A 25,054-nucleotide genomic window follows, 5' to 3' on the forward strand; every position below is an offset into this window, starting at 1 on the left:
TCTCGGAGTTCAGCACCAGTCGAAAGCGAGCGGCGCTTCACGAAAGGCGAAGCGGTCGAGGTGGCTTGCAACGGCCCCCTTCAGACCCTCGAGCTGATCGGGAGCCGTAGCCTCCACAAGCACGTCCAAAGCGGTCTCGCGCGCTTGAAGGGTCACGGTGGCTTCCCCAGGGAAGCTTTTTCCACGCACATCCGCGGGGAAGGTGATCGTCCCCTCTTGAGCCGTGAACGTCACCGCCAGGTTGTGCGACCAGTGCTTGCAGAGCTGCTGAAGGTAGCGGCTGGCGTTGCTCGTAGGCACCGTGGCGGTGGTAGAATGGGTGGTCATCGAACGTCTCCGTATTCTTTGTTGAACGGGAGATAGGCTCGACAGACATGCTGCGTGAGAGATAAAAAATCGATGCGATCCATCTATTACGGAGATAGGTAGTGCTCGGGACATTGACGTTAGACCAGCTGCGGGTGCTGGTTACGATCGAAGAGACGGGAAGCTTCTCCGCGGCTGGAAGGAAGCTCCAACGCGCGCAATCAGCCATCAGCCACGCGGTGCAGACACTGGAAAACATGCAGCGGGTCCAGCTGTTCGATCGATCGGGACGTGCGCCGGTGCTGACAGAGGCGGGACGCGCGCTCGCTTCCCAGGCGCGCCAGGTGCTCTGGCAGGCCGAGCTTTTCGAGCGAACCGCCAGCGCAATTGCCGAAGGATTGGAGCCGGAACTCACCTTCGCCGTCGACAATATGGTTCCGAGCGAGCCCGTGATTGAGAGCCTCGCGGCATTACAGGCGCGGTTTCCGGACTTGGCGGTCACCCTGTTCACGGAAGCTTTGGGGGGTGCGGAAAGGCGGGTGAGGTCGGGAGCCGCTACCCTTGGCCTGTGCTTGCTGATGCCGAACCGGGCGCAGGATCTGCAGGCTTATCCCGTCACGTCCATCGAACTGGTGCCGGTTGCGGCGCCTTCGCACCCGCTGGCACAAGAGAAGCGGCGGCTGGAACGCGAGGTGCTTGCCGAGCATGTGCAACTCGTGCTGACCGACCCTGAGAACCAGGGCGGGCCAAGCTACAGCGTCGTCAGCCCGCGTGTCTGGCGGTTCGTTGATCTGGGGAGGCGGCTGGACTTCCTGATCGCCGGGTTCGGCTGGGCGACCATGCCGCTCCACGTCGTGAAGCAGTATCTGAAGAGCGGCGCACTGAAGCGATTGCCGATAGATGATCCCGCGGTCCTGCCCGGATCGATACCCATTTATGTCGTTCATCAGCGGAACCGCCCTCTCGGGACTGCCGCACGATCACTCCTGAACGATCTTCAGAAGATTAGTTGAATGTCTGCTTTGGGTCGAAAGCTGACCGGCCGCTGCGAGTGGAAAGCAGTCATTGAGTCAGCGCGAGCTTATGCGCAGGCAAATGGAGATATGCGCTTTGGAAATCGCCAGCGGCGGCAAGGGCCTTCCAATCGCGCACGGTGACAGACCTGCGGGTGCGGCTGATCAGGCCGTCCTGCTCCAGGCTCTTCAACATGCGGTTGACGTGGACCGGAGTTAAACCCGTGCAATCGGCAAGGACCTCCTGGGTCATCGGGAGTTCCCACTCGTTATGATCACCGAGGCCAGCCGCCTCCATTCGCAGGGCATATTCGCAGAACAGATGGGCCAGTCTCGTGCGGGCGTCGCGTCGACCGACATTGGCGATCCACTCGCGGAAGATGGAGCCGTCGACCAGCGTGTCATACCACATAGCCTGACCGATGGCCGGACGGTCGAAAGCGATATTCTTGATGGCCTCTAAAGGGATGAACGCCACGTCGGACCGCGTCAGCGCCTGCACATGATGATCTGCCGTTCCAAGCAATGCGTTTTGAAGATCGACAAGATCGCCGGCCATATGGAGAGAGACGATCTGCCTCGCCCCGTTCGCGACGATCTTGTGGCGGTAGGTGAGGCCGCTCAGCATCAGGCAGGCGTGGGTCGGCTTATCGCCCTCGCGAAGAATATAAGTGTGGGCTTCGACGGTCTTGTTCATATGCGGGAGCGAGAGCAGCGCATCCCGGTCCTCCCCGTTCAGGAATGCCCCATATTCGAGTTTGCGGAGCATTGGTTCCAGCGCGGACTTCCTCGGATCTGGCATGGGCTCTCCCGTCGATGGCGGGTGCTCAGGTCTCTCAGTCGCTGGCTACCGAGTGAGTGCCAGCGATGGAACTGCTTTAGCTTAGTGGCCACATGTTCCACAACATAGATTAGGAAGATCATCGCAGTTTTGGAGGGGCATGGCGTGCGCCACCGGATCGTTTCGGAACCAATATGTTAAAGTGCTCGTTGAACCGGTCCGATGCTAAGCAAGCTGATCTATCAGGCTTTCTTCGAGGGCTCCGCGAGAGGCTCCGCTCAGGAAGTCGGCGCGGGTCAGCGCCACGACATTCTTCGCAAGGGCGAGCGGTCTCCTTATGTAACCATGGTCATTGACGGCTGGGCGGCGTCATACACACAGCTTAGCCATGGCCCCCGGCAGCTTCACACGATCTTCCTGCCGGGCGATCTCTGCGACAGCGGCGTATCGCACACGGGCGTTCTCGATTATTCCGTAATGGCCCTATCTCGGGTTCGGCTCGCCTGCCTGCCGCGCGAGCTGTTCGACGGGCTGACCGAGGGGCACCCGGCACTTGCACGCGCCGTCTGGCGGCAGGAACTGCTTCAGGCGGCAATGCTTCGACAGCTCACAACCGCGATCGGGACCAAACCCGCCCACGAGCGTCTCGCGCATGTCCTCGCGGAGATCTTCTTGCGGATGCAGGCACGTGGCTACACGGAAAATGATAGCTGTCCTTTCCTGATAACGCAGAGCGACCTGGCAGAATTGGTTGGGCTCACGCCGGTCCATGTTAATCGGATGCTCCAGCTGCTCAGGCGCGATGGCTTGATCGTGCAGGGCGGACGCACTCTGCGAATTCCAGATATGCAGAGGCTTCTCCAAGTGGCACGGCTCGACCCGGCTTATCTGGGCCTTGGTAAGGTGTCAGCTCCCGAGGAAGAGCCGGACCCCCGGCCGATGGCCCTTTAGCATTGTTGCGCGCGAGCCCGGTTGCTGTTCTCGATCGGGGCATCACCGCTTCGTCAATCGCGACGGTGAAGCGCGTCATGGCCAGGTTTCGTTAGGGTGTTTGACCGCTTCACCACGGGCTGCGCGCGCTTTGCCGGCAGCATAGCGATGTTTGGCATTTGTCTAGTCCTCGCCGCGCTAGGCGTGGCAGCCTATTTCAGCGCAAACCCCCAATGGCTGGCCGGCGCGAACCTCCTCATTAGTATTGTGACGCTCCTCCTTCTTCCGGTGCTCCAGGCGACTCAAGATCGAGACGGGGCCGCCCTTCAGGTGAAGCTCGACGAGTTGATCAAGTCGAACAGTGAGGCTCGCAACGCTCTGATCGGGCTCGAACAGCGTGGCACTAAAGAGATTGAGCAGATGCGAGCGCCTCCGAGCGAAGGGGAATGACAGCGTGATACCGCTATCGCAACGGCCCTGTAACGGGTATGTTCACTCAGCTGGCGAGGCTGCGACATGCCCGATTATCGACTTTATCTGCTCAACGAAGAGGGCCATATTCTTTGGGACCGGGATATATAGATGCTGACACAGATGGAGCGGCACTAGAACAGGCACGCATGGACGGCCACAAGCACCGCATCGAGGTCTGGCAGGGGAGGAGAAAGGTCGGAATCGTTCAGGCGGAACGTTGCTTGCCGGATTGATTGCGCTGCGCTCTCGCGTCAGCTTCTGCCGCCTCCTGCTGTGCGGCGGCGACCTCCAGAGTCTCGGCCAGTTCGATCATGGTTCGCGAGATTTCATCTTCGAAGCCTAAAGCGCACTCTCGAATGCGCCGCGCTCGCGCGCGCTTGCCCTCCGGTGTCATTTGACCGCTCCACGAGCCGGATGCTTCCTTGGCTTCATCGCGGCCGCATGGATACAGTCACAAAGCCAACGTCTGCAATGGGTCGTTAGCTGCCCGGCAGCTAAGGGTGGAAAGCGGACATCTCTCCAGTCAGCCAAGCCTGACTATGTGCCGCCTAGGCAGTGAACGGTTAGAGCAGGTATGCGCTCCGGTGAGGCAAGCAGCACCGCGTATTTTCTACGGTTCGCGATATATCCTGACATCATCAAGGAGACGATCTTGAAGCCGTCGGGGAAGCCGCGATCGGTAACCTGGTGGCCCGCATTCTCGGCCACATCGAAGAACTCATTTTCGGGCATCCCGATCCGCGTCTGCACTCCCGCACGCGCTAGATACAGGAAGCGATTGGAAGGAGGCTCACTGTCGCGAGCTAAGCGCCGAAATTCCTGCGGTTGAATCCGGATGACAGATTGCCGGCTCAGCCGCCGCAATGCCCCGGCCAGTTCGCTCCTCCTGATATAGGACACATTTATGTCGTCGCGCTCGCGCGCCTGTGGGGCTGTCCAGTGATGCTGAGAAGCGGGCATTTGGCACCAGCTTCCGGGCCATGTGCGGCCGTTGGCCGGGGTCGCGCCGATAGCAAGGCACCCAAGCGCAATCGAGATCACGCCACATCGCACCAAAGCTGTCGGTTCAGACATGGCGCGACTTTACGTCTCTTCGCTGAACGTCCGCAATGGGTCGTAAGCGGACGCCCACCTAGTTGAATGAGTCAACCACGGTCAATTTTCGTCAACGTCGAAAAATGGCGGAAATCTGCGGAAAATGGGATTCCCCGGTTAATGGCTCTCGCAAGAGAGGCCGTTTTCACACAACAAACATACAACAAAACTACAACCAGATCAGACCCGGTGGATGGGTGATCACGCGGCGGAGCGCCTGTTAGGCGCCATCCGGGTGGCAGGGCTCGCCGGGGTCTAGGACTTTCTCTTGCAACCGGCTGAGAGCGTGCGGAGCGCGGCCTTACCCGCCCAATGCTCGATACACACTGGCGCGACCGATCCCGAGGCGCTTCGCGATCTCGCTGCCCCCTAGACCTTCGTCGCGCAGCGCTCGCACCGCGGCAGGGTCCACGGTGGGTTTGCGGCCCTTGTAGACCCCGGCCGCCTTGGCGCGATCGATACCCTCGCGTTGACGCTCGCGGCGGATGTCAGCCTCGAACTCGGCGATCGACGCGAGCACACCGAGGAGCAGCTTTCCTGTCGAGCTGGTGGTGTCCATTCCTGCCTGTTGCAGGCATTGGAACGAGACCTGCTTCGCAGTCAGCTGCTTGACGATGTTGTGCAGATCACCGGCTGAACGAGCTAGGCGGTCGAGGCGCGTTACGACCAGCGTATCTCCATCACGAACGAATGACAGCGCGTCGGACAGAGCGTCCCTACCGTCGGTGCTGGTGCCGCTCCGCTTCTCCGAGAATAGCTTCTCGCACCCGGCTGCGGTGAGCGCTTCAAGCTGAACCTCAAGCGACTGACCGACCGAACTGACTCGCGCATACCCGACCAACATGGCCTACTCCTGTCTCAATAGCTTCTAGACCATCTCGTCATGCTGTTCCAAAATGACGGAGTCAACCCTATCGAGACACACGGTGTAAGAGGCCGGTGTCTCCTTTGCGCGTCTCGCCGGGGTATACCCATGTGAGGAGGCGGCCGCTTGTTTCGGCGCACCGGTGGCAGTCCATTAGACGCCGGGAAGCTTGGCCTGACCGTAGAGCCGCAACCGTCGCGCGCCCTCTTGCTGTGGATGATCTTGCGCCAGCTCGATGCCTTCAGCCTCGGCACGGAGCCGAATGTAACCCCTGAGGATCGGCTCGCGGAGCTCATACCATCCTTGGCGAGAACCGATCAGAATCTCGCCATGACTTGGCTGTTTCAGGTAAGCCATTCGAGCGTTGAATTTCGTCCGATCGAGCGGTTCACTCCCCTTCTGTGCCATGATGTCACAGTAGCTCGTGTAGATGTCCACGCTGCGCCTCTTGAACTCGTGGTGGTCGGCCACTGCCCAGAGCACCGACTGATAGTCGTCGTTATACTTCTGCGTCGCCTCCTCATAGAGTTTCTCCAGCGTTGGCTCTATGTCTCGGACGGCGTCGTGGACGGCGTCGATATACATGTCTGGTGTCGTGGCCTTGACCTGGCTTTCGTCATCGAACGCGCGCCAAAAAAGCTTCTCGCAGACGAGATGGATATAATGCGGGAAACCGTCGCTCAGGGCACCGATCCGAAATCTTGATGCGGGGTCCACCTCGATACCGAGAGCAAAGGCAGCGTCATCGATAATGTCGAGACGACCTTGCCAAGGCAGCGGCTTCAGGTGAACCGACGCAAGGTATCGGTAGCAAGAGTGATGGTCCGCCAGTAGCCCATCCAGCGATTGCCCGATACCGGTGAAGAAGACCTTGACCGGAACACGTTGGTCCCCGAGCTGCTTAATAAAGTCGGCGAACATCTCGCGGTCCTCAGGGCCTGAGATTTTGTCGAACTCATCGACGATGATGACGGGCTCTTCGAACGACAGGTCGGCGCAATAGCGAATGACCGATAAAGCTTCGTTCAAGGACGATAGCTCGGGAACAGCGCGAGTCTGTAGCTGAGACTCCAGCGTCGCGGATATGCCGAAGCTCTGGACGCCGACGGAACCCCTGCTGAGCCGGCTGGGCGAGGCCGGTGTAAAGTTAAGCAGCTGGTTGCCGATGTCGCGGATGAGGCTAAAGAAGGTCTGGCCGTTGCAGGCGACCTGAACGGGACGACGCGCGTCTCCGCACAAGTAGTTTCCCATCGTAATCGCGAGCGAACTCTTCCCGACGCCACGATCTCCGTGGATGAAGACCTGACGACCTGGAGAATGGAACGCCCGCCTAATCTGTTCGACCTGATCGGCGCGACCCTTCAAGAGCTGTAGCTCGTTAATCGGGCTGCTCGGCGACAAATGCCGCTGAAGGATCGATACGAACTCCGCTTCAGATAGATCGGCAATGGACATCGCGCGCCCCTCGACTGCAGCGCCCATCGTATCGATCTTCTCTCCCGCGAGCGACATATTCTCTCACCTGAAGGAATGTCAGATGGGTGCCGAGCGACGCCACGAACCTGAACATTTGGAGAACTTGCTACATGGCGAGCGCGACACGGTCAACGCCGATTACGGGAATGTCCCCAGTTTCCACAGACATGGTCCTACCCCCGGCGCGTGTTTGGCCCTTCGAGGGGTAGTGCGAGTCCAGCTCGCTATCGCGATGGACTTGAACGTCCGCGCCTGCCATCCCTCCGGCCGGAGGACATTAGGCATGATTCCAGCGGAGAAGGTCTACAGCGATGATGAGGGCCACTACGACCAGAAGACGGTCAGCCAACGTATTGAAGCTCTGTTCTTGAACAACATCGGCCTGGTGGTAACTCGCGACCAGATAATCAAAGCAGCCATCGATCCGAAGACCGGCCGCGCTCCTGAAAATTGGCATCAGCGGCTGTCTGAACTCAGAACGGACAAGGGATATACGATTCTATCTTGGCGCGATTGGAAGCAGCTGGCGCCGCAAGAGTATGTCATGCCTCACGCTGAACGACGCGAACGTGCAAGCAGGCGGACCGTTGCTTCTCGGCCTTGTTGGAGCGCGGTATTGCAGCGCGCCGGCGACGCCTGCGAGTGGACTGAGGATGGACAACGTTGCGGCCTAAGAGAAGGAGACCGCGACCCTATCGGTGGCGGCACGGTCAAGCTGACGCCGGATCACGTCACCCCACATTCGATCAATCCAAACGCCGATCCCGATGATCCCGCTTGCTGGCAGGCATTATGCGGTCGCCACCAGGTGATGAAGAAGAACTATTGGGACTCCGGCACCGGAAAGATCAACGTGCTGGGGATCCTTCAATCTGTTGGCGAGCGCGACAAGCGCGAGGCGCTCCAGTTTCTCAAGGGGTATTTCGGTGAACCCTAGGGCTGGGGAAAAAGCGGGAGATCGAGCAATTCGCCTTTGCCAAGCAGGCGCGCTCCAACACCTTTTGTAACGGCCCGAATGCGTTCCCTTCCGTCAGCGGAAGATAATGCCTTGAAAGCGCGCATTCGGTGTTCCTCGGGGAGACGGACCCGGTAGAGGCAATCCGTGATCGCCGCCTCGCCAGCCGCGGCCATGGTAATTTTTTGATGCAGGTCTCGGTCAACCCGCGCCATCAAAATGTCGCCCGTCTGCGCGATCACTAACCTCGAGCCTAGGAACTTCCCAGCGACCTCAGGCAGGGCAACCAATTCGCCAGGCGACGGAAAGTCTCCAGTGTGAAACACCGGATAGCTCGCGGCTCTCCTTTCAACCGTAGTGATAGATCCTCGACGAACCTGCGCACCTAGCTCACGGAGGGTAAACGACGCATCCCGCGATTCACGGTGAGCGGCATGGTAGCTCCAGTCTAGCCGTTTCACTGCGGCTGGCCGGTCAATCCAAAGGGCGTCAGAGACCTCGTTGCGGTCATCCATCCGCAAGAGCTTGATCTCCTGAGGATCCGCTTGACCCTTGGTGAGGATCAATATGAAGCAGTGAGCTTCTGTATCCGCGAAGGAGTATGGCGGAAGCTGGATGGCTGTCCTGAGCGTATGCTTCTCGAGGATAGCTCGTCGAAATGCGACCGCGCTCCAGCCTGTGGCGAGCCCAGCAGGGACGATTAGGGCCAGTGTTCCACCCTCTCGAACCAGACGGAGGTTTTGCGCAAAGAACAGGATTTCCGCAGTTACGTCGGTGACCGCAGGGCATGCCTCCGCGAAATCCGCCGCTTGAAGGATGCGCGCGAACGCCCGGTCCCACTTCGGTCGATAGAAGGGCGGATTACAAACTGCGATGTCAAACGGAGCCTGATCTAAATGCGCGGGCAAATCGTCGTCGAGGATGTCCAGTCTTCGATGCGTGTGAGACTGAACGCCTTCGCTAAGGAGCCGCTCGTGAAGGGCACCAACGCAGGCGTCGTCAATGTCAACGGTGGTGACGTTTAAGTGTGGCCATCTTCGAACTACTGCGAGGGAGAGCGATCCTTCTCCGGCCCCGAGATCAACCGCAGATCGAGGTGTGATCGACCCGAGCTCCGTCGCCAGAAGCTCGCCAATCTCGGCCCGCGTATAGAACTTGTTGAGCGTTCCAACTCGCTTTGCGGCGAAGGGAGACAGGCTTGCGGACATTTCGTCCCCTCTTTGTTCCAATGCACCGTAAACAGCGCGGGTGAGAATGTCAGCAGCGAAATCCGCCGACTTTCGCATTGCTCCGCGCGCGCTGCCTTCCTGTAGTAGGCGCGGTTCGCCAAGCTTCGCCAGCGAGCGCGCACCTTGCACGAAAATGGAATACCAATTTCAGGCAAGGCTCTCGCGAGACGCCTAATGAGCGGCCGTTCATCCGGGCGCCCAAAGGCCCTCGTCGGGGTCGTAGGGCGGCTCGGCGAGGCCCCAGCCATCATCCGCACGGTAGCGCACACCTAGGCAAGGCCCGCGACACGCCGCTCGGGCTTCATCGATGTGCTGCCGCCCAATCCGGCAGAGCGTCGCTGCCCAATTTGGATCAATCGTGAAGGGCACTTCACCGATCCCCATTGCTGCTCGCCATTGCAGCAACACGCCCACCGCGCCCCAAATACCCCCAGCAAACACGATTTGCGTCTCGTGGGCAGGGCTGACGACCCTGTAGACGTTATAGACCACCGAGCCCTTCGATCGCTTCTGGCGACGCTTTCCCATGTTCAGCGTCCCATCGCCGGGTCGAAGAACATCGAACCGTCATTCTGACGCACGATAACCCCTGACCCTTCACCTTGGGCCACAGCCTCGACCACGACATTGTTCTGGTATTCACTGGGAGCCCCATCGCTAATGTAGAACTGGCCGGGCGCGTCCCCAGTGCGCGCGATCCAGAAGGTGACGAACACGTCCGCGGCATGGTTCATAGTGCGCGCTGCGATGCAGAGCTCTTCGCCTGTCGCGCTGATTTGAGCGGTATAGAGTTTCATTCGGTAACCCCGATCTCATGTTGACGATAATGAGGTTCTGACAGCCCGGTCGATGGCATGCGGGTGGCTTCATTAGGTTGACTGCGTTGCCCACCGTCATGCGTGTCAGCAGCGGTCAGGGCACCTCCACTACGACATCCATGCGCAGCAGCTCCCAGAACTCGCGTGCTGCCTGGGTAAGGGGTCGGCTCATGTATAGCCGGCGGCCGGGAACCCGAGCGTCCCAGCGTTCAACGCTCTTTAGGTAGTAGCCGACCCACCGGCCTCGACCGCGGCCATCGCCGGTGTCCACGTCATAGGACCTCTCGACATCCACATCCGAGCCCTTGCCGACCAGCCGACCATGGAGGCGGCGCAGACCATTCTCGGCGGCCACCTTGAACCGGACGGAGACAAGCGGATCCTCAGCGAGGAAGAAGCCATAGAGATGAAGGTGCGTCCGTGACTTCGTGCTCTTGGAGCGAGTTTCAATCGCGTAGGCATAGGGTAGCTCGACCAGCCCAGAGGCCTTGAGCTGTTCCCCCAGGCGCCGTTGGATCATGCGTTCGACAGACCGACCATGCTGCTTCCAGTCCGCCACCAACGGTTCCGGCAAGTTCACCGTGAAGCTATATCCGCCGAACTCCATGCACACGAGGAACCCGAGCTGCATCTTCAGATACTCGCTCAGGTCTTCCCATGGTCGCAGGTGTTTCGGGTTCAGCTCGGTGTGAAGATAGGTGTGGTCAAAATCCGTCCATACTACGAGCGGCTCAAGCTGACGGCCCGCGCCGCGCCAGAAGGCCCGTCTGACGTCCGCGTCCCGGATAAGCGATTGCAACAGCTCGTGCTCGTCATCGACCAGCTGACGGACCTCCCGGGTCTGTGCTCGAACGGGCGGTTTCCCTCGGCGCGGACCGGCAAGGTGCGCCAAGCGGCGGGGAGAAAGCTTCTTGTAGGTCATGCGAGTTGAAGGCGTATCGGGAGGGCGGCATGTAGGTCGTCAGCACGCGCTTCGAAAGGTCGAGGAGCGCGGTCCTCGGGATATTTTTCTGGGCGTGGCCGCTCACCGCGACTGTTACGGAAAGCTGTTACAGTCGCCCCGCTCGTTGTCATCGTAAGTCGTTGAAATTAAACGACAAAACGTATTTGGTCGGGGAGAGAGGATTCGAACCTCCGGCCCCTGCCTCCCGAAGACAGTGCTCTACCAGGCTGAGCTACTCCCCGACCGATACGCGGGGCCTCATGAAGGCCCGCGGGGCCGGGCGTCTATAGGGAGGGGTTTCCGGGAGCGCAAGCGGCCTTTGCTGAGGGCGGGGCAGCGCGCCTCACTGGCTCGGAACGGAGAGCGCCTCGCCGATCGGATCGCGGCCCTGCTCGAGCAGGTTGCGCGCCTCGTTCAGCGCGTTGCGCATCGCCTGCTCGTCGATCTCGCCGTTCGGGACGACGGGATCGAAGGTCTGCACCGGCGCCATGCGGGTCGTGTTGGCGGCGGGATTGTCGCCGACGCGCGGCGAGACCGGCTGCTCCGCGACAACATTCTGATCCGGCTTCTGTCCCGGACGTGTCGCCAGGAAAATCGCGCCGCCGACCAGCACGACAGCGAGCAGGGCAAGCAGCACCGCCTGCCCGCCCGTCAGCCGTCGCCCCGCCCGCGATCCGGCCGCCGCCGGCCGCTCCTGCGCCGGCGCCGCTGCCAAAGGCGGAGGCGCGGCGGCGATCGGTGGCGGAGCGGGCACCGGCACCGGCGCCGAGGGGGCGATACCGACGACGGTCTGCAGCTCGAGCGCCAGCCGGTCCATAGCCGCGTCGCGATGCTTGCCGAAGGCGTCGGTCCAGTGGCGGATCTTCAGGAAGAGCGCGAGCCCCGCGGCGGGCTTGATGTCCGCCTGCCGCACCGGGAAGATCGGCTTGTGGCAGGAAAAGGCCATCTCGGTCTCGGCGCGGACATAAGGCGATTTGTTCGCCATGTCGGTGACCAGGACGACGAAGGCCGCACAATTCTCGATCGCCCCCTGCAGTTCCTCCGAATAATCGATGCCGGGCCTGACGTCGCGCGGCGCGATCCAGCATTTGACGCCCCGCGCCTCGATGAAGGCGCAGAGCGCATTGGCCTCGTCGCTATTCTCCGAGCCGTGACTGATGAAGACGTGGCCGGCCATGCGCCCCTCATAGTGCCGGCGGCAAGGCTATAGGCAGGCGGCCCGGCTTGGCAAGGCTGGGGCGGCCCGCCTCACATCACGAAACGGGCGTTGGCGAAGCTGTCGGTGAATCGGCGCAACTCCTGGTAGGACAGCCTCTCCATGTCGCGCAGCAGCTCCACCTTCCGCGCTGTCGAAGCGACATCATAGCGACCCTCGAGCAGCTTCACTGCGGCCAGATACCATTCGTAGCGCTCGGCCTCGGCCCGCAGCTGCAGCCCCTCCTCCAGCATCCTCAACGTCATCACCGCGGCGGTCATGCCGCCGCTGATCGCGACGATGATGCGCACCGCCTCGGTCGACGGCATCGCACCACCCAGCAGCAGCACGCCGAGAGCGACGGCCAGCGCCAGCGCCGAGACGGTCAGCGCCTCCATCGTCCAGCGCAGGACCGTGAGCCGGATGCGCGGGGAGTGGATGCTTCTTCTTGGCAATTTGCGCTGCGTATAGTCGATCTGGATGCCGAAACGCTGCTGGTCCAGCAGCGCGAAGACCTTGTCCAGCGCAGCCGACTTTGGCGGCACGCGGGAGGGAGTCGCCCAGTTCGGCTCCAGCCAGGGATTGTCCTCGGCTATGTCCTCCCGCATGCGCTCGAGGGACATCTCCCGGTCCCGGCTCACGCGCTGCATGAACCGCCTCATCGTGTCGGCGCGCAGATCGTCCCATGCCGTCCTGGCCGCCGTATCGCCGGCCACGACCTGTGCCGCGAGCCCGATATTGTTGACGATGAACTGGAAGTGGAGCTGGCGGCTCCGCTCCGTCAGAAAGCGATGGCTGAGCCAGGTCCATTTGCTGCGCCCGATCAGCACGCCGGAATAGCCAATGACGCCGCCGGCCAGGGCGAGGATGATTGCAGCCAGGCCCAGCCCCCAGGCAGCACGCCCATCCTGGGTGGCGACCACCGGAGTGAGGGCCGTGATCAGCAGGCTCGAAAAGCCGCAGGCGGCGCCGATCAGCCCCCGCGCCCGGTTCTTCGTGCGGAAGCTGTTGGCGACCTTCTCATGCTCGCTGAACAGATCCCGCAGGGCCTGCCAGCTGAACACGGGGACGGCCGATGGATGCTCCCGGCTGAAGGCCTGCAGCGCCTCGTCGCTCAGCAGCAGATCGTCATTGCCCCAGTTCCGGATCGGCTTCGCCAGCGGACCGAGATTGGGCGGCGGTACAGTGCTCACGCGCCGCCTCGCGGATCAACAGCAAAAGCTGAAGTAAAAAACCGAACTGATCCCCCGCGCACTTCGTCGCCCCCCCGGAAAGACCAAGCGCGACGACTATCTTTCGCCAAGAAACGTTTGGCAATGCCGATCTGCCCCGGCCCTAACGGGCGCTGTTGCCGGCCGGCGGCGCCTCCGCAACATTCCCGGTCGGCGCAGGCGTGCCGCTCCGCCCTCCGGCAGGAGCGAGCCCCTCGACCCGGACCCGGAACTCCAGCACGTCGTTCGGCCCGAACGGCGCGCCGGGCTGGGTATTGGCGCCATAGCCGAGGTTCGGCGGCACCCAGAAGCGCGCCTCGCCGCCCGGGCGCATCTGGGTCAGCGCCTCGGCGAAGCCCGGGATGACCGCGTCGAGCGGCATCGGGATGGGCTGCGGCTGATCGAAATTGCTCTCGATCACCTGGTCGCGGCCGGCGACGCGCAGCTCGTAGCGGACGAGCGGCGTATCGGTGCGCGTGACGAGCGGCCCGCTGCCCTCGCGGATCGTCTCGATCCTGAGGCCCGAGGGCAGCAGCCGGCCGCGGTTCGGCATGGCGCTGGCGGCGGGGGCGGCGCCGTTGGTGGCGGCCTCGGCCGTATTGTTCGCCGGCGAGGCGCCCGTTCCGCTGACGATCAGCCAGACGATGGCGCCCAGCGCGACGAGAACGAGGATGACGCCGCCCATCAGCAGCCCTTGCGGACCGGAGGACGGGGCGGACGGGGTCTTGGTCGGTTCGGTGCTCATTTATGTCCTATCCGTTGCGGGCGCCGAGCATGTCCTCGATCGCGACGAACTTCTCGCGCGGGCTGCCCTCGCGGGCGCGCGCCGCCTCGGCCGCCTCGATCTTCTGCCAGTCCCTGAAGGTGACGAGATCGACATTGCGCGCGGCGAGCAATTTGTCGAGCCCCGCCCGGCCCTCCTTGCGGCCGGTGACGCTGGCGAGATCGGCCTGGATCTTCTCCGCCACCTCGTAGCCGTCCGGCCGGTTGGTGCCGATCGTGCCCGAGGGCCCGCGCCGCGCCCAGCCGACCGCATAGAGGCCGCCGCCGACGACGCCCTCATGATTGGCGAAGCGGCCGCGATCCTTCTCATAGGGCACGCCCTCGATCGGCGGCGTCTTGTAGCCGATGCAGGTGACGATCAGGCCGCAGGGAATCTCGTAGGTTTCGCCGGTGCCGACCGCCGCGCCGCGCTCGTCGAGCCGCGTCTTCTCGACCACGATCCGCTCGACCCGGCCGTCGCCCTCGACCCGAACCGGCCTGGCGAAGAAGTCGAAGATCACCGTCTTGGGCTTGTCCCGGGGCAGCGAGGCGAATTCGCGCAAATGGGTGACGGACTTGCGCTGCCCCGGCTCGAGCAGGGCATCGTCCATCTCGGGCGGGAAGTCCTCGAGGTCGACCTGCGGCGCCGCCGCCTCGAGATGGCCGAGCTCGCCCAGCTCCTTCGGGGTCATCGCGATCTGGTGCGGGCCGCGCCGGCCGAGGATGTGGATCGTGCGGATCGAGGCATTGCCCAGCGTCTCGAAGGCATGGGCGACGATGTCCGAGCCGACGAACTCGGCCGGCGTCTTGGACAGGATCCGGGCGACGTCGAGCGCGACATTGCCATTGCCGACCACCACCGCCGTCTCGACATGGAGCGGCGGGGCGAGGCCGGCAAATTCCGGATGGCCGTTATACCAGCCGACGAAGCCGGCCGAGCCGATCACCCCGGGCAGGTCCCCGCCCGGTATCTCAAGCGGCGCATCGGCCGGCGCGCCGGTGGCGAGGATCACCGCGTCGTAGAGCGAGAGCAGCTCGGGGATGGAGACGTCGCGGCCGACCAGCACGTTGCCGCAGAAGCGGACATTGTCCGAGAGCGCGACCTTCTCGTAACGCTTCTGCACAGCCTTGATCGACTGGTGGTCCGGGGCGACCCCGAAGCGGATCAGGCCATAGGGCACGGGCATGCGATCGATCACGTCGATGCGGACCTCGTCGCCATAGAGCTTCTGCAGGGCCTCGGCGCTGTAATAGCCGGCCGGCCCGGACCCGATCACCGCAATATGGCGCATCCGCTTCCTCTCCTAGGACGGCGGGAGGTTAGCGCCCCGCCCGGGCGTGGCAAGCCTCGGTCAGCCGCCGTTCAGCCCGGCCCGTCCAGGCAAGGCTACCATTGCAGGAGGAATGCGCCATGAAGGGTCTGTTTCTGCCTCTCACCGCCGCTCTGCTCGCCGCCGCCGTACCGGCCACGGCGCATCCCCTGGAAGCGCAGCGCGTCTCCGCGCCGAACGCGCAGGCCGAGCAGGTCCGCATTCCGTTCGCGTCCTTCGGGACGATCCGCAATTTCCGCCCCGTCGGCGACGATGTCGTCTATCTGCAGGGCACCCACCGGCGCTGGTACCGGGCCGAGCTGAACGGCCCCTGCATCAGCCTGCCGGCCGCGCTCAGGATCGGCTTCGACACGCGCTTCAACGGCAGCACGCTGGACAATACGTCGACCCTGATCGTCGGCAGCGGCGAGCGCTGCCGGATCAGCTCGCTGACCCGCGCCGAGGGCCCGCCCCCGCGCCGTCGACGCTAGTCCGTCCTCGTCCGGTCCTCGAGCAGGGCGGCGCCGGACTGGCGCAGCCCTGCCCTGATCGCCTCGCCGAAGAAAGCGAGCGCGGGCGGGAGCAGGACGGTGATGGTGACGCGCGTGTCGAAGACCTCCAGGTTCGCCTGAACCTGCTGGCCGAGCATCGCGACGTCGAGCCGCAGCCGCTCGCCCTCCCAGGCCGGAGTCACGGTCGCGCCGGCCGGCAGCTTGCCCTCCAGCTTGTGGAGATTGGCCTGGATGCGCCGTCGCGCCTCGGCGGCGCCGAGATTGTGGGGCACGTCGACGCTGATCGGCTGGCTCATGCGGCCAGCCTAGCCGAGGCCGCGCCCGATGTCAGGCGGCGAAGGTGTTGCAGCTCTTCGGCGTGATGCGGTTGATGTTGCGCAGGGTCTGGTCGGTCCGCTGGCGCACGTTGAACGCGCTCACATAGGTGATCCGCCGGCCCGTCAGGAAGCTGTTCGGGATGACCGGCTGGTAGTTGTAGGCGACCTCGACGACCATCACCGCGGTGCCGGCGGCGGCGGAGATCACGTTGCTGCCGCTGCCGACCTGGGTCAGCGACGCCTTGGCCTCGCTGCTCGGGTTGCTCGACGCCGTGAAGCGGTCGCTATTGTAGATTTCGGTGCCGTTGCTGATCACGGTGCCGCCAGAGGTCATCGGCCGCAGCGCCGCCGGCGTGGCGGTGTGGTTGAGCGCGCCGTCGCAGCGCTGCCAGCGGACCCACTGGAGGTTCGCGGTGGAGTGCCGCTCCAGGTCGGTCAGGATGATCCGCCCGTTCTGCGCGAAATTGATGTTGCTGCCGCTCATCTTCGCGCCGGTCATCAGCTCGACGATGTCGCCCTCGTCGATCGACTCGCGCACGCGCGCGGCATTGTCGGCGGTCAGCATCGCGATGTTGCTGACGCGCAGGTTGGACATCGCATAATTGGCGGTCTCGAGCCCGAGCAGGCCGAGCGCCAGCACGACCGGCAGCGCGAAGGCGAACTCCAGGAAGGCGACGCCGCTGCGGCAATCGCGGAGCGAGCCGGCGAAGCGGAGGGCAAGCGGCGAGGGCTTCAGCATTGGGTCACCGTTCCGTTGACTGCGACGCTGATCCGGTTCGTCGTCATGTTGCGGCCGGCATAGGGCTGGTTGCGCAGCACCGTCTCCTGGCTCAGCGTCTGCGTGCTGGGCCAGCCCATCAGGTAGCCGAGCGGGAAGATGCGCGGGAAGCTGATCGTCACCCGGTAGCGGACGATGTCGTCCGCATTCCCGGTGCCGCTGCGGCCGCGGTCGGTGTCATAGGCGTTGTTGCCGTTCACGTCCTCGAAGCAATCGCCGCTATTGTAGCTGTTGAGCGGCACGGTATCGCCGACGATCTTCTCGGGCTGGGAAACCCCCGAAAATTCGTAATAGCTGGCCGCCGCCGTGGTCACCGTGGAGCGCGTCGCGAAGTTCGACAGCCGGGTCTTCACCCTGCTGTCGATCTGGTTCATGCTGTAGCCGCCGACCGTCGCCATGCGCGCCGCGTCGTGCAGCGAGCCCTGCAGCACCGACGAGGCGTAGGCACGGTAGCCGAGATCGAACAGGCCGAGCAGCAGCAGCAGCATCACCGGCGCCACCATCGCGAACTCGACGATCGTGACGGCCTTGCTGTCGCGCCCCAGGCGGCGGAGCAGGGAGAAGGTCATGAGCCGCCTCATTGCGTCAGCCTCAGGGCGCCGATGTTGGAGCCGATCTCGCGGAAGCGCTCGATCAGCTGGGTGCGGTTGCTCGCCACCGACGCCTGGTTGGCGTTGCTCGCGCATTCCAGCAGGTGCGGCTGGAGCGCCGTGCCGAAGGCGATCACCCAGATCGAGAAGCCCTGCGCCTTGGCGGCATTGCAGACCATGCGCATCCGCTGGACGTGCCGGCTTTCCATGCTGGACGGGTTGGAGAGTCCGGTATCGTTGTCCGACGGCGTCGGCGTACCGCCGATCCGGTGCTCGTCGCCCTCGACCCCCTGGAAGGCCATCAGGTCGTTCTCGGTGTCCATCTCGCCGTCGGTCATGAAGATGATGTGGCGTGACACCGGCATGCCGTTGAACGTGTCCGGATTGTCGGCCGAGAAGATGCCCTGGTTGGAGAGCAGGCGGGCGCCCCAGATCATGCCGATGTCGTGATAGGTGTTGCCCGTCGGCGTCAGCATCTGGACATAGCTCTCCATCTGACCGCGGTTCATGGCCGTCAGGCGCTGCGAGGCCCAGGGGCAGGGCGCGCTGCCGATATTGGCGTGGTTGTCCGCCCGCCAGTAGAGCTGCGGAAGCATCGGCCGCCAGCGCGTGGCGTCGTTATGGGGGATCAGGTTGATGTTGAGGTCATAGGCGTCGGCCGGGATCGTATAGCCCGAGCTGGCGGTGATCGTGTTGACCGTGTCGCGCTCCTGAATGCAGCCGTTCCACGTGATGTTGGTGGTCGAGATGCCGCTCACGTTGTTGGCGACCGCCTCGATCATGTCATAGGTGCCGCCCGTCTCGGCCTCGGCCGAGCCGGACTGGTCGTGGCGCGGGATCGAGGTCGCATAGCTGATCGTGTTGCCCATCTTGTACTGGCTCACGTCCAGCGGCTCTTCCTGGTAGATCCAGCCCGACGATTCATAATGATAGCCCGAGACCACATAGGTCGTGTCGGTCTCGACATAGCGGCGCCGGCAGGAGCGGTTGTCGCCGCTCGTGTCGGACGCGCCGGACCAGCCCCAGTCCACGCCGGCGCTCTCGTTGTTCGAGTAGGTGCGCGTCCAGGTCGCGGCCGGCGGCGGCCCGCCGCCCGCCGTCGCGCTCGGCGTGAAGCCGGAGAAGCTGACGTTGCGGCCATATCTGTCGCAATTTGACTGCGAGATGGAGCTGCCGAAGGTCTGGGTGACCGGCGCCTCCGGGGGCTGCGGCGTTGACGTATATTCGGCGACCTGCCGGTCGAAATTGGCGACGCGCGAATTGTAGGTCATCGTGTTGACCAGATAATCGGAGTTCACCGCGCGGATCAGCGCGCCGACATTGACCGTCGTCGAATAGGGCACGATGCCGTAGCGCAGCCGCATGCCATTGGCCTCGAGCTGGGTCTGGATCGGCGAGAGCTCGTCATAGAGCGCCATCACCGCCTCGCGCAGCGAGACGATCTTCTTGGTGCCATCGATAAACTGGTCCATCGAGCCGGTGACGTCGAGCACCAGCATCACGTCGGTGTTCACAAAGCTCAGCTGGGCGTCGCAGGTGACGCTGAGCGGCAGGCTGGTGAACCCGAACATCTTCATGACCGTCGTCGGGATCGTCGTCGAGGCGCTGACCCGCACCGTGCCCGAAGATGGCCGCGAGACCGCGGGCGTGAAGGCGGCGGTGCCATATTGGCCCTGGTTGAAATTGTAGTTGAAGAAGCGTGTCGCCTCGGTGGTGACCTCGCTCGACATCTGGTCGTTCTGCATCACCCGTCGGCCGGCGAGTGCGGCGGCGTCGCAGGCCATCTGCAGGCGCGTCTTCGCCATATAGGCGCGGCTCATGTCGACGCCCGAGCCGATCATCGCGGCGAGCGGGATCAGGGCGGCACCGACTATGGCGAGCGTGTTGCCGCGCGAATCGCGGGCGAGCCTGCTCAGGAAACCTCCGCCGCGACGCGAATTCGCGGCTTTCCTGCGGCCAAATCCGAACATGCTTCTGGTCCTCCAGGCCCCCACGGGGACTCTTCGAAGGCTCGCTCATGTCAGATCAAAGCTAATCTTCGCCCAAGGCATATGGTTAACGGCCGATCATCCTTGCCACGGCCTTTACATCGCCCCTGCGGCGCGGCGCAGGCTCAGGGGGCGATGGCGAGCCCGTCTCCCTGGGCCCCGGCCGGCAGCCGGCGCAGCACCCGCCCGCTCGCCAGGTCGATCTCGGCGACCTGGTTGCGCCCGGTCTCGGCGGCGTAGAGCCGGCGCCCGTCGGCGGAGAAGAGGATGGTGACCTGACCAGCCGCGCGGTCGCCGCTGACGCTGATCGTGCGCGCAACCTGCCGGCTCCGCGCGTCGATCACGGAGAGCGAGCCGTCGCCGAGATTGGAGGTGACGATCCAGCGTCCGTCCGGGCTGGCGAGCACCCGGATCGGCACCGCGCCGGTGCGCACCTCCGCCAGCCGCTGAAGCGTCCGGGCGTCATAGGCCTGCACCCGCGCGCCCTGCAGGTCGCCGACCCAGAGCGTGCGCCCGTCCGGGGTCAAGGCGATGCCCTCGGGCTGCCCACCGACGGCGATGTCCGACAGCTTCCGCCCCGCGGCGAGGTCGAGCACACTGACCGTGCCCGAGCCGATATTGGCGGTGAAGGCGCGGCGCCGGTCCGGGGTCACCGCGACCATGTGCGTGCCCTCCTGCGCGGTCTCGATCGCCGAGACCCGGTCGCCCGCGCGCGTGTCGACGATGGTCAGCGAGCGGCTGCGCTCGGTCGTCGCCAGGATCCGCCCGTCCGGCAGCCAGATCAGGCCGTGCGGCCCCTGGTTCGGCGCGAGATCGATCGTGCGGAGCCTGGACCGCGTCGCCACGTCGAAAATGTCGATCGTGCGCCCGCCATAGGCGACCACCGCCGCCTGCCGCCCGTCGGGCGAGACCGCGATTTCGTGGGGCATGGCGCCGGTCGGCGTCCGCCCCAGCTCCCGCCCCGTGCGCAGGTCGACGAAGGAAAGCGTATTCTCGCCCTTGTTGCCGATCAGCAGCGTCTGCGCGGCGGCGGGCCCGGCGAGCAGCAGGGCGGCGGCGAGCGCGAAGGGCAGCTTCATGGGCAGTCTCCTCGCCCGAGGGTAACCGGCGGCGGGCGGGGCTGTCACTTATCGATCTTGCTTATATGAAGGGACTATGAGTCAGTCCGTCATTGCGAGCGTAGCACGGCAATCCAGAGGGAAACACCGGCGCCGGCTGGTTTGCTTCGTCGCTTCGCTCCTCGCAATGACGGGGGGGTTTGCGACCTCGCTCCACGCCCAGGAAATCCCCGTCGGGCAGGACGAGGCCGATTACGTTCGCTGGCTCGCCGCCGGGGGACCGGGGCGGCGCGCGCAGGTCCTGTCCTTCGAGAACTGGCAGGAGGTGACCGGGGTCAAGGGCGTGCTGCCCACCTGGCAGGTGATCCGCACCGCCTCGATGTGGCGCGAATGCCATGGCGAGCCGTTCGAGGTGCCGCCCTTCACCTTCTGGCCCGGCATGGTGAAGACCCTGCGCTTCATCCGCGACCGGGTGATCCCCGCGGTCGGCCCGGTCCAGGCGGTTTCGGGCTATCGCAACCCGGCGCTGAACGCCTGCGCGCGCGGCGCCGGCCGCAGCTCGCATCTCGATTTCTTCGCGCTCGACCTGATCCCGCTCAGGCCCACCACGCGCCGGCAATTGTTCGAGGAAATCTGCCCGGCGCACAGCCGGTGGGGCGCAGCGGGCGGGATCGGGCTCGGCTTCTATTCCTTCACCCGCTTCCATATCGACGCGCGCAGTTTCCGCCGCTGGGGCAGCGCCGGCCCGGCCGGCAACGAGAGCCCCTGCGCGGTGCTGGAACGCGGCGGCGACCCGGAGGCCCCGCCGCTGCCGCCGCCAGTCACTCCGGTCCTGACGCAGCCGGCCCTCCCGCCTGCCTCCGCGCCGGTTCCCGCGCCCGAATCGCCAAAGCCCGAAGCGCCGAAAACGGCTCACCGCCCCTGACGTCCGGCTCGCCGCAGGGCCCCATTTCGTCCTCTTCCCAGGGAGTGATGCCGGCCGGGGCCGAAAGGGACGGGGGCGTGCGAATCTGCCTGAACGTTCCTCGATTTAACCTGCGTTGGCCTCGACTTACCGCGCTGCAGCATGGACTCGGGTTGATCCCGCCAGCCGCCGCCGCCACGTGGCCCCCATGCGACAATTTGTTCGAGCGGCCGCGATTGCGGCGATGCTCCTTTTCGTGCCGATTTCGGCCCATGCCCGTCTCGACATCCCGGTTCCGGCTGCGCCCGCGGGGACCCCGGCCGGTGCCCCGCGCACCGCGCTGGAGGCCCGCGAATTGCCGTCTCGCCCGGCGGTGCCGACCGTGGCCGCGCCGGCTCCGGAGACGCGCGGCGACATGGCCCCCGGCCAGTCGCGCGCCGATTATTATGCCTGGCTCGCCGGCAATCCGCGCCACCGGGCCGAGGTTGAGGCGTTCCGCGCCCATCTCGCCGCCCAGGGGCTCGATAATGTCGTGCCGATCTGGCAGCTGGTCCGGACCTCCTCGTCCTGGCGCGCCTGCAATGCCGACCGCTTCGAGGTGGCGCCGCGCGACAAGTGGGCGCATATCACGACCACCCTGCGCTTCATCCGCGATGAGGTGGAGCCCGCGCTCGGCGACGTCGAGGCCGTCTCCGGCTATCGCAACGACCGCCTCAACCGCTGCTCGGCCGGCGCCCCGCAGAGCGCCCACCGCAACTTCTTCGCGCTGGACCTTGCGCCGGTGAACCCGCGCGTGACCCGTGCCCAGATGATCCGCCAGGTCTGCGCCGCCCATGCCCGCGACGGCCGCGCCTATAATACCGGGCTCGGCTTCTACAACGGGGAGCGCTTCCACGTGGATTCGAACGGCTTCCGCAAATGGGGCGCCGACGGCCGCGGGGCGACGAGCCCCTGCAGCAGCTCGCGCTACGCCTGAGCGCCCGAGCGCAGCAGCGCCGCTGCTGCGCGAAGAGAGCGCGAAGGCCGGCCGACCGGCGCGTCAGCGACCGGATCGACGTCACGGGACAATGGTCCCGTGACGGCCTTCCCGTCCGCCCTGCACAGCTTCTCCATCCGTCCTGCACATTCTTTCCTCCGTTTTGCGCAAGACAAATCAATTGCGGGTGTATTGCTCCGCTGATACAGCTGGATCAGTTTCCAACTGAGTAGGTAGTAAAAGCGTGACCAAGGGGTGGGGGAAGAACCGCAAGATGATGCTGTGCGCCGGCGTGGCGCTCGGCCTGCTGGCGCCTGAGGCGGCCGCCTGGGCGCAGGGGGCGCCGCCGCCGACGCCAACCCCGCCGCCTGCGCCCGCACCGGCGCCCGCGCCCGCACCGACGCCGGCCCCCGAGGCTGAGGCCGAGCCCGAGCCGCAGCCCGGCCAGGACGACATCGTCGTCACCGCGCCGACCCAGCAGAGCTCGATCGACCGGCAGACCTATATCGTCCGCGACACGCCCGAGGCGCGCAGCACGACGACGACTGACATTCTCGGCCGGATTCCCTCCGTCGAGGTGCAGGCGGACGGCAGCGTCCGGCTGATCGGCGCCGGCCAGGCGACGATCCTGATTGACGGCCGGCGCGTCGCCGATCCGCAGACCCAGCTCCGCAACATGACGGGCAACCAGATCGAGCGGATCGAGGTGCTGACCAACCCCGGCGCGCAATTTCCGGCGCAGGGGACGGGGGGGATCGTCAACATCATCACCCGGCGCAACACCCAGAACGGCCTCGGCGGCTCGGCGACGGCGAGCGTCGGCTCCTATGGCAGCTACGACGTCCGCGTCTCGCCGACCTACGGCGCCGGCAACTGGACCTTCCAGGCCAATGTCGGCCATGGCCGCTTCGAGCAGCATGCCGATTTCGAGCGCGACCGCTTCCTGCTGCAGCCCGGCGGCCCCCTGCTCCTCTCCTCCGAGGACGGGGAGCAGATCGACCAGGGCCGCTATTATTACGGCAACGGCTCGGCCAGCTACCGGCCGGACGACAGGCGCACGATCACCCTCTCCGGCACCCTCGCCCATACCGACTTCCTCGGCACGAGGGATTCGGTGCTGACCGCGGCGGCCGTGCCCGGCGGCAGCGCCGACATCTTCTCGTCCAACGCGGCGAACTTCAACTATCGCGACCTCGGCCTCGACTATCGCGGCACCACCGCCCGCCAGGGCGAGCTGCTGACCGCCTCGGTGAAATGGGCGCGCTTCTCGGGCGATTTCGACCGGATGTTCTCAACCGATCCGGTCGGCGGCCCGGCCAACATCTTCGCCCAGCTGCAGACCATGTCCGACGAGAACTGGACCGGGAAGGTGGATTATGTGCGCCCGTTCGGCGGGGCCAACAGGCTCTCGGTCGGCGCCCAGCTCGTCACCACCAGCAACCGGCTGTTCCAGGCCGCGACCGGCACCCTCCCCAATGGCGCTCCGTTCGCCACCACCACTTTGGTCGACGGTTCCTGGTTCGAATATGCGGGCTACGTCACCTGGCAGTTCGAGCTGGCCGGCTTCACGATCATGCCCGGCCTGCGCCTCGAGGGCCGCGAATATGATCTCGGCGGCACCACCGGCGTGCCCGACCTCAAGACCACCAACCTCTTCCCGAGCTTCCATGCCGAGCGCCAGCTCGCGCCCTGGCTGACCGGCACCGCCAGCTATTCGCGGCGGATCACCTATCCGCCGATCCAGCAGCTCAACCCGGCGCTGACCTTCCAGGACGCGACCACCGCCCAGGCCGGCAATCCGGCGCTCGAGCCGCAATTCACCGACAGCTACGAGGTCCGCCTGCGCGGCCAGGTCGCGCGCCACAATCTGGAGCTCACCGCCTACCGGCGGACGACCACCGACATCTGGTCGTTCCGCGGCGAGGTCAATGCCGACGGCGTGCTGGTCACGCGGCCGTTCAACTTCGGCTCGCAGGCGCTGACCGGCGCCGAGCTCTCGGCGCGCGGCCCGGTCCTGAACGGCCTGCGCTACGTGCTCACCGCCAACGTCTCCGACCAGAGCCTCGACGAGGATGCCGGCGGCCCGCTGCCGAGCCGGCACAGCGCCACCTGGTCGGGCACCGCCCAGCTCGAATATCGCGACGGCCAGGACGGCCGGGCGGGGTCCGACCGGATCAACTTCACCTTCCGCTATTTCGGCCCGACCGACACTGGCTTCACCCGGGTGAACGCCTTCTCGCTCGGCACCTTCACCTGGTCGCACCAGATCACCGACCGGCTGTCGGGCGTGCTCACCGTCCAGAACCTCCGCTTCGTGAAGGGCCGCGAGCAGATCACCACCGGCCTCTTCACCCAGTCCCGCGACCTCTTCGCCCCGCCCTCGCCGCAGCGCATCCAGCTCTCCCTCACCTGGAGCTTCCGCCCGCCCGGCCAGGGCCCGCGCGTGCAACAGCAGCAGCAGCCGGCAGGTCCGCCGCCAATTCCGGGCGGGCCGGGGTAAAGCCGAATCCCGCCGAGCCTGAGCGCGCCGACGCGAAAGCGGCGCCGCGCCTGGGCGAAGAGCCGGGA

The 25,054-nt window shown here is 64.9% G+C and carries 26 protein-coding genes and 1 tRNA gene; 8 read left to right on the forward strand and 19 right to left on the reverse strand.

From position 1 onward, the window contains the following. Window positions 1-9: 9 nt before the first annotated feature. Window positions 10-327 carry a DUF2218 domain-containing protein gene (locus VEC11_RS14990; protein WP_464133153.1) on the reverse strand — a complete coding sequence of 106 codons (318 nt, stop codon included), beginning with the start codon at window positions 325-327 and terminating at the stop codon, window positions 10-12. Window positions 328-428: 101 nt separating this feature from the next. Here VEC11_RS14990 and VEC11_RS14995 point away from each other — a divergent pair, with 101 nt between their 5' ends. Continuing rightward, complete coding sequence (locus VEC11_RS14995) at window positions 429-1,319, forward strand: LysR family transcriptional regulator (RefSeq protein WP_464133158.1); 891 nt, start codon at window positions 429-431, stop codon at window positions 1,317-1,319. Window positions 1,320-1,368: 49 nt separating this feature from the next. Here VEC11_RS14995 and VEC11_RS15000 read toward each other — a convergent pair whose 3' ends face one another. Next, entirely contained in the window at window positions 1,369-2,088 is a 720-nt protein-coding gene (locus VEC11_RS15000) for a Crp/Fnr family transcriptional regulator (protein ID WP_464133163.1), read from the reverse strand. 234 nt (window positions 2,089-2,322) lie between these two features. Between VEC11_RS15000 and VEC11_RS15005 the strand changes: the two genes are divergently transcribed. Both VEC11_RS15005 and VEC11_RS15010 read left to right on the forward strand, forming a co-directional pair. Next, on the forward strand, window positions 2,323-3,051 hold the full coding sequence (locus VEC11_RS15005; protein ID WP_464133168.1) for a Crp/Fnr family transcriptional regulator: 729 nt from the start codon (window positions 2,323-2,325) through the stop codon (window positions 3,049-3,051). Window positions 3,052-3,147: 96 nt separating this feature from the next. Continuing rightward, the gene (locus VEC11_RS15010) at window positions 3,148-3,480 is read left to right on the forward strand and encodes a low affinity iron permease family protein (RefSeq protein WP_464133173.1); all 333 of its coding nucleotides are present in this window, start codon (window positions 3,148-3,150) and stop codon (window positions 3,478-3,480) included. Between the two features lie 229 nt (window positions 3,481-3,709). Here VEC11_RS15010 and VEC11_RS15015 read toward each other — a convergent pair whose 3' ends face one another. From VEC11_RS15015 to VEC11_RS15030, 4 genes are all read right to left on the reverse strand, one after another. Continuing rightward, window positions 3,710-3,898, reverse strand: coding sequence for a hypothetical protein (locus VEC11_RS15015; RefSeq protein WP_464133178.1), 189 nt, complete (start codon window positions 3,896-3,898; stop codon window positions 3,710-3,712). Between the two features lie 143 nt (window positions 3,899-4,041). Further along, entirely contained in the window at window positions 4,042-4,578 is a 537-nt protein-coding gene (locus VEC11_RS15020) for a hypothetical protein (RefSeq protein WP_464133182.1), read from the reverse strand. A 322-nt stretch (window positions 4,579-4,900) separates the two neighbouring features. Beyond that, window positions 4,901-5,443, reverse strand: a complete 543-nt coding sequence (locus VEC11_RS15025) for a recombinase family protein (protein WP_464133187.1) — start codon at window positions 5,441-5,443, stop codon at window positions 4,901-4,903. Between the two features lie 174 nt (window positions 5,444-5,617). Next, the gene (locus VEC11_RS15030; RefSeq protein ID WP_464133192.1) at window positions 5,618-6,919 is read right to left on the reverse strand and encodes an AAA family ATPase; all 1,302 of its coding nucleotides are present in this window, start codon (window positions 6,917-6,919) and stop codon (window positions 5,618-5,620) included. Between VEC11_RS15030 and VEC11_RS15035 the strand changes: the two genes are divergently transcribed. Then, on the forward strand, window positions 6,912-7,877 hold the full coding sequence (locus tag VEC11_RS15035; RefSeq protein WP_464133198.1) for a hypothetical protein: 966 nt from the start codon (window positions 6,912-6,914) through the stop codon (window positions 7,875-7,877). The two genes, VEC11_RS15030 and VEC11_RS15035, sit on opposite strands and share 8 nt — an antisense overlap. On the opposite strand, the gene VEC11_RS15040 is transcribed toward VEC11_RS15035, so the two are convergent. The 8 genes from VEC11_RS15040 to VEC11_RS15075 form a co-directional block, all read right to left on the reverse strand. Continuing rightward, window positions 7,874-9,253 (reverse strand): N-6 DNA methylase, encoded by a 1,380-nt coding sequence (locus tag VEC11_RS15040; RefSeq protein ID WP_464133204.1) that lies wholly within the window; start codon window positions 9,251-9,253, stop codon window positions 7,874-7,876. The two genes, VEC11_RS15035 and VEC11_RS15040, sit on opposite strands and share 4 nt — an antisense overlap. A 401-nt stretch (window positions 9,254-9,654) precedes the next feature. Continuing rightward, on the reverse strand, window positions 9,655-9,921 hold the full coding sequence (locus VEC11_RS15045; protein WP_464133209.1) for a hypothetical protein: 267 nt from the start codon (window positions 9,919-9,921) through the stop codon (window positions 9,655-9,657). 115 nt (window positions 9,922-10,036) lie between these two features. Continuing rightward, entirely contained in the window at window positions 10,037-10,864 is an 828-nt protein-coding gene (locus VEC11_RS15050; protein WP_464133215.1) for a hypothetical protein, read from the reverse strand. A gap of 186 nt (window positions 10,865-11,050) precedes the next feature. Beyond that, window positions 11,051-11,127 (reverse strand) — tRNA-Pro (locus tag VEC11_RS15055). A gap of 101 nt (window positions 11,128-11,228) precedes the next feature. Further along, complete coding sequence (locus tag VEC11_RS15060) at window positions 11,229-12,062, reverse strand: toll/interleukin-1 receptor domain-containing protein (protein WP_464133220.1); 834 nt, start codon at window positions 12,060-12,062, stop codon at window positions 11,229-11,231. 71 nt (window positions 12,063-12,133) lie between these two features. Next, window positions 12,134-13,273 carry a hypothetical protein gene (locus tag VEC11_RS15065; RefSeq protein ID WP_464133225.1) on the reverse strand — a complete coding sequence of 380 codons (1,140 nt, stop codon included), beginning with the start codon at window positions 13,271-13,273 and terminating at the stop codon, window positions 12,134-12,136. Window positions 13,274-13,415: 142 nt separating this feature from the next. After that, entirely contained in the window at window positions 13,416-14,036 is a 621-nt protein-coding gene (locus VEC11_RS15070) for an FKBP-type peptidyl-prolyl cis-trans isomerase (RefSeq protein ID WP_464133230.1), read from the reverse strand. Between the two features lie 7 nt (window positions 14,037-14,043). Continuing rightward, complete coding sequence (locus tag VEC11_RS15075) at window positions 14,044-15,345, reverse strand: FAD-dependent oxidoreductase (protein WP_464133234.1); 1,302 nt, start codon at window positions 15,343-15,345, stop codon at window positions 14,044-14,046. A 119-nt stretch (window positions 15,346-15,464) separates the two neighbouring features. On the opposite strand from VEC11_RS15075, the gene VEC11_RS15080 reads away from it, so the two are divergent. Further along, on the forward strand, window positions 15,465-15,854 hold the full coding sequence (locus VEC11_RS15080) for a DUF6491 family protein (RefSeq protein WP_464133238.1): 390 nt from the start codon (window positions 15,465-15,467) through the stop codon (window positions 15,852-15,854). Here the strand turns inward: VEC11_RS15080 and VEC11_RS15085 are convergent. The 5 genes from VEC11_RS15085 to VEC11_RS15105 form a co-directional block, all read right to left on the reverse strand. Further along, on the reverse strand, window positions 15,851-16,171 hold the full coding sequence (locus VEC11_RS15085; RefSeq protein WP_464133242.1) for a polyhydroxyalkanoic acid system family protein: 321 nt from the start codon (window positions 16,169-16,171) through the stop codon (window positions 15,851-15,853). The genes VEC11_RS15080 and VEC11_RS15085 overlap by 4 nt on opposite strands. A 31-nt stretch (window positions 16,172-16,202) precedes the next feature. After that, window positions 16,203-16,931, reverse strand: a complete 729-nt coding sequence (locus VEC11_RS15090) for a TadE/TadG family type IV pilus assembly protein (protein ID WP_464133247.1) — start codon at window positions 16,929-16,931, stop codon at window positions 16,203-16,205. Further along, window positions 16,925-17,551 carry a TadE/TadG family type IV pilus assembly protein gene (locus VEC11_RS15095; RefSeq protein ID WP_464133251.1) on the reverse strand — a complete coding sequence of 209 codons (627 nt, stop codon included), beginning with the start codon at window positions 17,549-17,551 and terminating at the stop codon, window positions 16,925-16,927. Before VEC11_RS15095 ends, VEC11_RS15090 begins: the two co-directional genes overlap by 7 nt. Continuing rightward, window positions 17,548-19,530, reverse strand: coding sequence for a pilus assembly protein (locus tag VEC11_RS15100; RefSeq protein ID WP_464133256.1), 1,983 nt, complete (start codon window positions 19,528-19,530; stop codon window positions 17,548-17,550). The genes VEC11_RS15095 and VEC11_RS15100 overlap by 4 nt, the downstream gene beginning before the upstream one ends. Before the next feature lie 143 nt (window positions 19,531-19,673). After that, complete coding sequence (locus VEC11_RS15105) at window positions 19,674-20,627, reverse strand: YncE family protein (RefSeq protein ID WP_464133261.1); 954 nt, start codon at window positions 20,625-20,627, stop codon at window positions 19,674-19,676. A gap of 166 nt (window positions 20,628-20,793) precedes the next feature. Here VEC11_RS15105 and VEC11_RS15110 point away from each other — a divergent pair, with 166 nt between their 5' ends. The 3 genes from VEC11_RS15110 (at window position 20,794) to VEC11_RS15120 (ending at window position 24,986) form a co-directional block, all read left to right on the forward strand. Then, entirely contained in the window at window positions 20,794-21,531 is a 738-nt protein-coding gene (locus VEC11_RS15110) for a hypothetical protein (protein WP_464133266.1), read from the forward strand. 235 nt (window positions 21,532-21,766) lie between these two features. After that, window positions 21,767-22,486 (forward strand): D-Ala-D-Ala carboxypeptidase family metallohydrolase, encoded by a 720-nt coding sequence (locus VEC11_RS15115; protein ID WP_464133273.1) that lies wholly within the window; start codon window positions 21,767-21,769, stop codon window positions 22,484-22,486. Window positions 22,487-22,760: 274 nt separating this feature from the next. Continuing rightward, a complete protein-coding gene (locus VEC11_RS15120; protein ID WP_464133278.1) occupies window positions 22,761-24,986 on the forward strand; it encodes a TonB-dependent receptor plug domain-containing protein in 2,226 nt (741 codons plus the stop codon). The last annotated feature ends 68 nt before the right edge of the window (window positions 24,987-25,054 follow it).

It is taken from the genome of Allosphingosinicella sp. (genome assembly GCF_035626655.1).
Lineage (GTDB): Bacteria > Pseudomonadota > Alphaproteobacteria > Sphingomonadales > Sphingomonadaceae > Allosphingosinicella.

Bases quoted from the DNA above. Each gene is read 5' to 3' on its own strand.
- VEC11_RS15095 (WP_464133251.1), bottom strand. From the start codon at position 17,551: ATGAGGCGGCTCATGACCTTCTCCCTGCTCCGCCGCCTGGGGCGCGAC.
- VEC11_RS15070 (WP_464133230.1), bottom strand. From the start codon at position 14,036: ATGAGCACCGAACCGACCAAGACCCCGTCCGCCCCGTCCTCCGGTCCG.
- VEC11_RS15050 (WP_464133215.1), bottom strand. From the start codon at position 10,864: ATGACCTACAAGAAGCTTTCTCCCCGCCGCTTGGCGCACCTTGCCGGT.
- VEC11_RS15045 (WP_464133209.1), bottom strand. From the start codon at position 9,921: ATGAAACTCTATACCGCTCAAATCAGCGCGACAGGCGAAGAGCTCTGC.
- VEC11_RS15080 (WP_464133238.1), top strand. From the start codon at position 15,465: ATGAAGGGTCTGTTTCTGCCTCTCACCGCCGCTCTGCTCGCCGCCGCC.
- VEC11_RS15020 (WP_464133182.1), bottom strand. From the start codon at position 4,578: ATGTCTGAACCGACAGCTTTGGTGCGATGTGGCGTGATCTCGATTGCG.
- VEC11_RS15120 (WP_464133278.1), top strand. From the start codon at position 22,761: ATGATGCTGTGCGCCGGCGTGGCGCTCGGCCTGCTGGCGCCTGAGGCG.
- VEC11_RS15025 (WP_464133187.1), bottom strand. From the start codon at position 5,443: ATGTTGGTCGGGTATGCGCGAGTCAGTTCGGTCGGTCAGTCGCTTGAG.
- VEC11_RS14990 (WP_464133153.1), bottom strand. From the start codon at position 327: ATGACCACCCATTCTACCACCGCCACGGTGCCTACGAGCAACGCCAGC.
- VEC11_RS15110 (WP_464133266.1), top strand. From the start codon at position 20,794: ATGACGGGGGGGTTTGCGACCTCGCTCCACGCCCAGGAAATCCCCGTC.
- VEC11_RS15090 (WP_464133247.1), bottom strand. From the start codon at position 16,931: ATGCTGAAGCCCTCGCCGCTTGCCCTCCGCTTCGCCGGCTCGCTCCGC.
- VEC11_RS15100 (WP_464133256.1), bottom strand. From the start codon at position 19,530: ATGTTCGGATTTGGCCGCAGGAAAGCCGCGAATTCGCGTCGCGGCGGA.
- VEC11_RS15000 (WP_464133163.1), bottom strand. From the start codon at position 2,088: ATGCTCCGCAAACTCGAATATGGGGCATTCCTGAACGGGGAGGACCGG.
- VEC11_RS15005 (WP_464133168.1), top strand. From the start codon at position 2,323: ATGCTAAGCAAGCTGATCTATCAGGCTTTCTTCGAGGGCTCCGCGAGA.
- VEC11_RS15060 (WP_464133220.1), bottom strand. From the start codon at position 12,062: ATGGCCGGCCACGTCTTCATCAGTCACGGCTCGGAGAATAGCGACGAG.
- VEC11_RS15105 (WP_464133261.1), bottom strand. From the start codon at position 20,627: ATGAAGCTGCCCTTCGCGCTCGCCGCCGCCCTGCTGCTCGCCGGGCCC.
- VEC11_RS15030 (WP_464133192.1), bottom strand. From the start codon at position 6,919: ATGTCCATTGCCGATCTATCTGAAGCGGAGTTCGTATCGATCCTTCAG.
- VEC11_RS15085 (WP_464133242.1), bottom strand. From the start codon at position 16,171: ATGAGCCAGCCGATCAGCGTCGACGTGCCCCACAATCTCGGCGCCGCC.
- VEC11_RS15015 (WP_464133178.1), bottom strand. From the start codon at position 3,898: ATGACACCGGAGGGCAAGCGCGCGCGAGCGCGGCGCATTCGAGAGTGC.
- VEC11_RS15075 (WP_464133234.1), bottom strand. From the start codon at position 15,345: ATGCGCCATATTGCGGTGATCGGGTCCGGGCCGGCCGGCTATTACAGC.
- VEC11_RS15035 (WP_464133198.1), top strand. From the start codon at position 6,912: ATGGACATCGCGCGCCCCTCGACTGCAGCGCCCATCGTATCGATCTTC.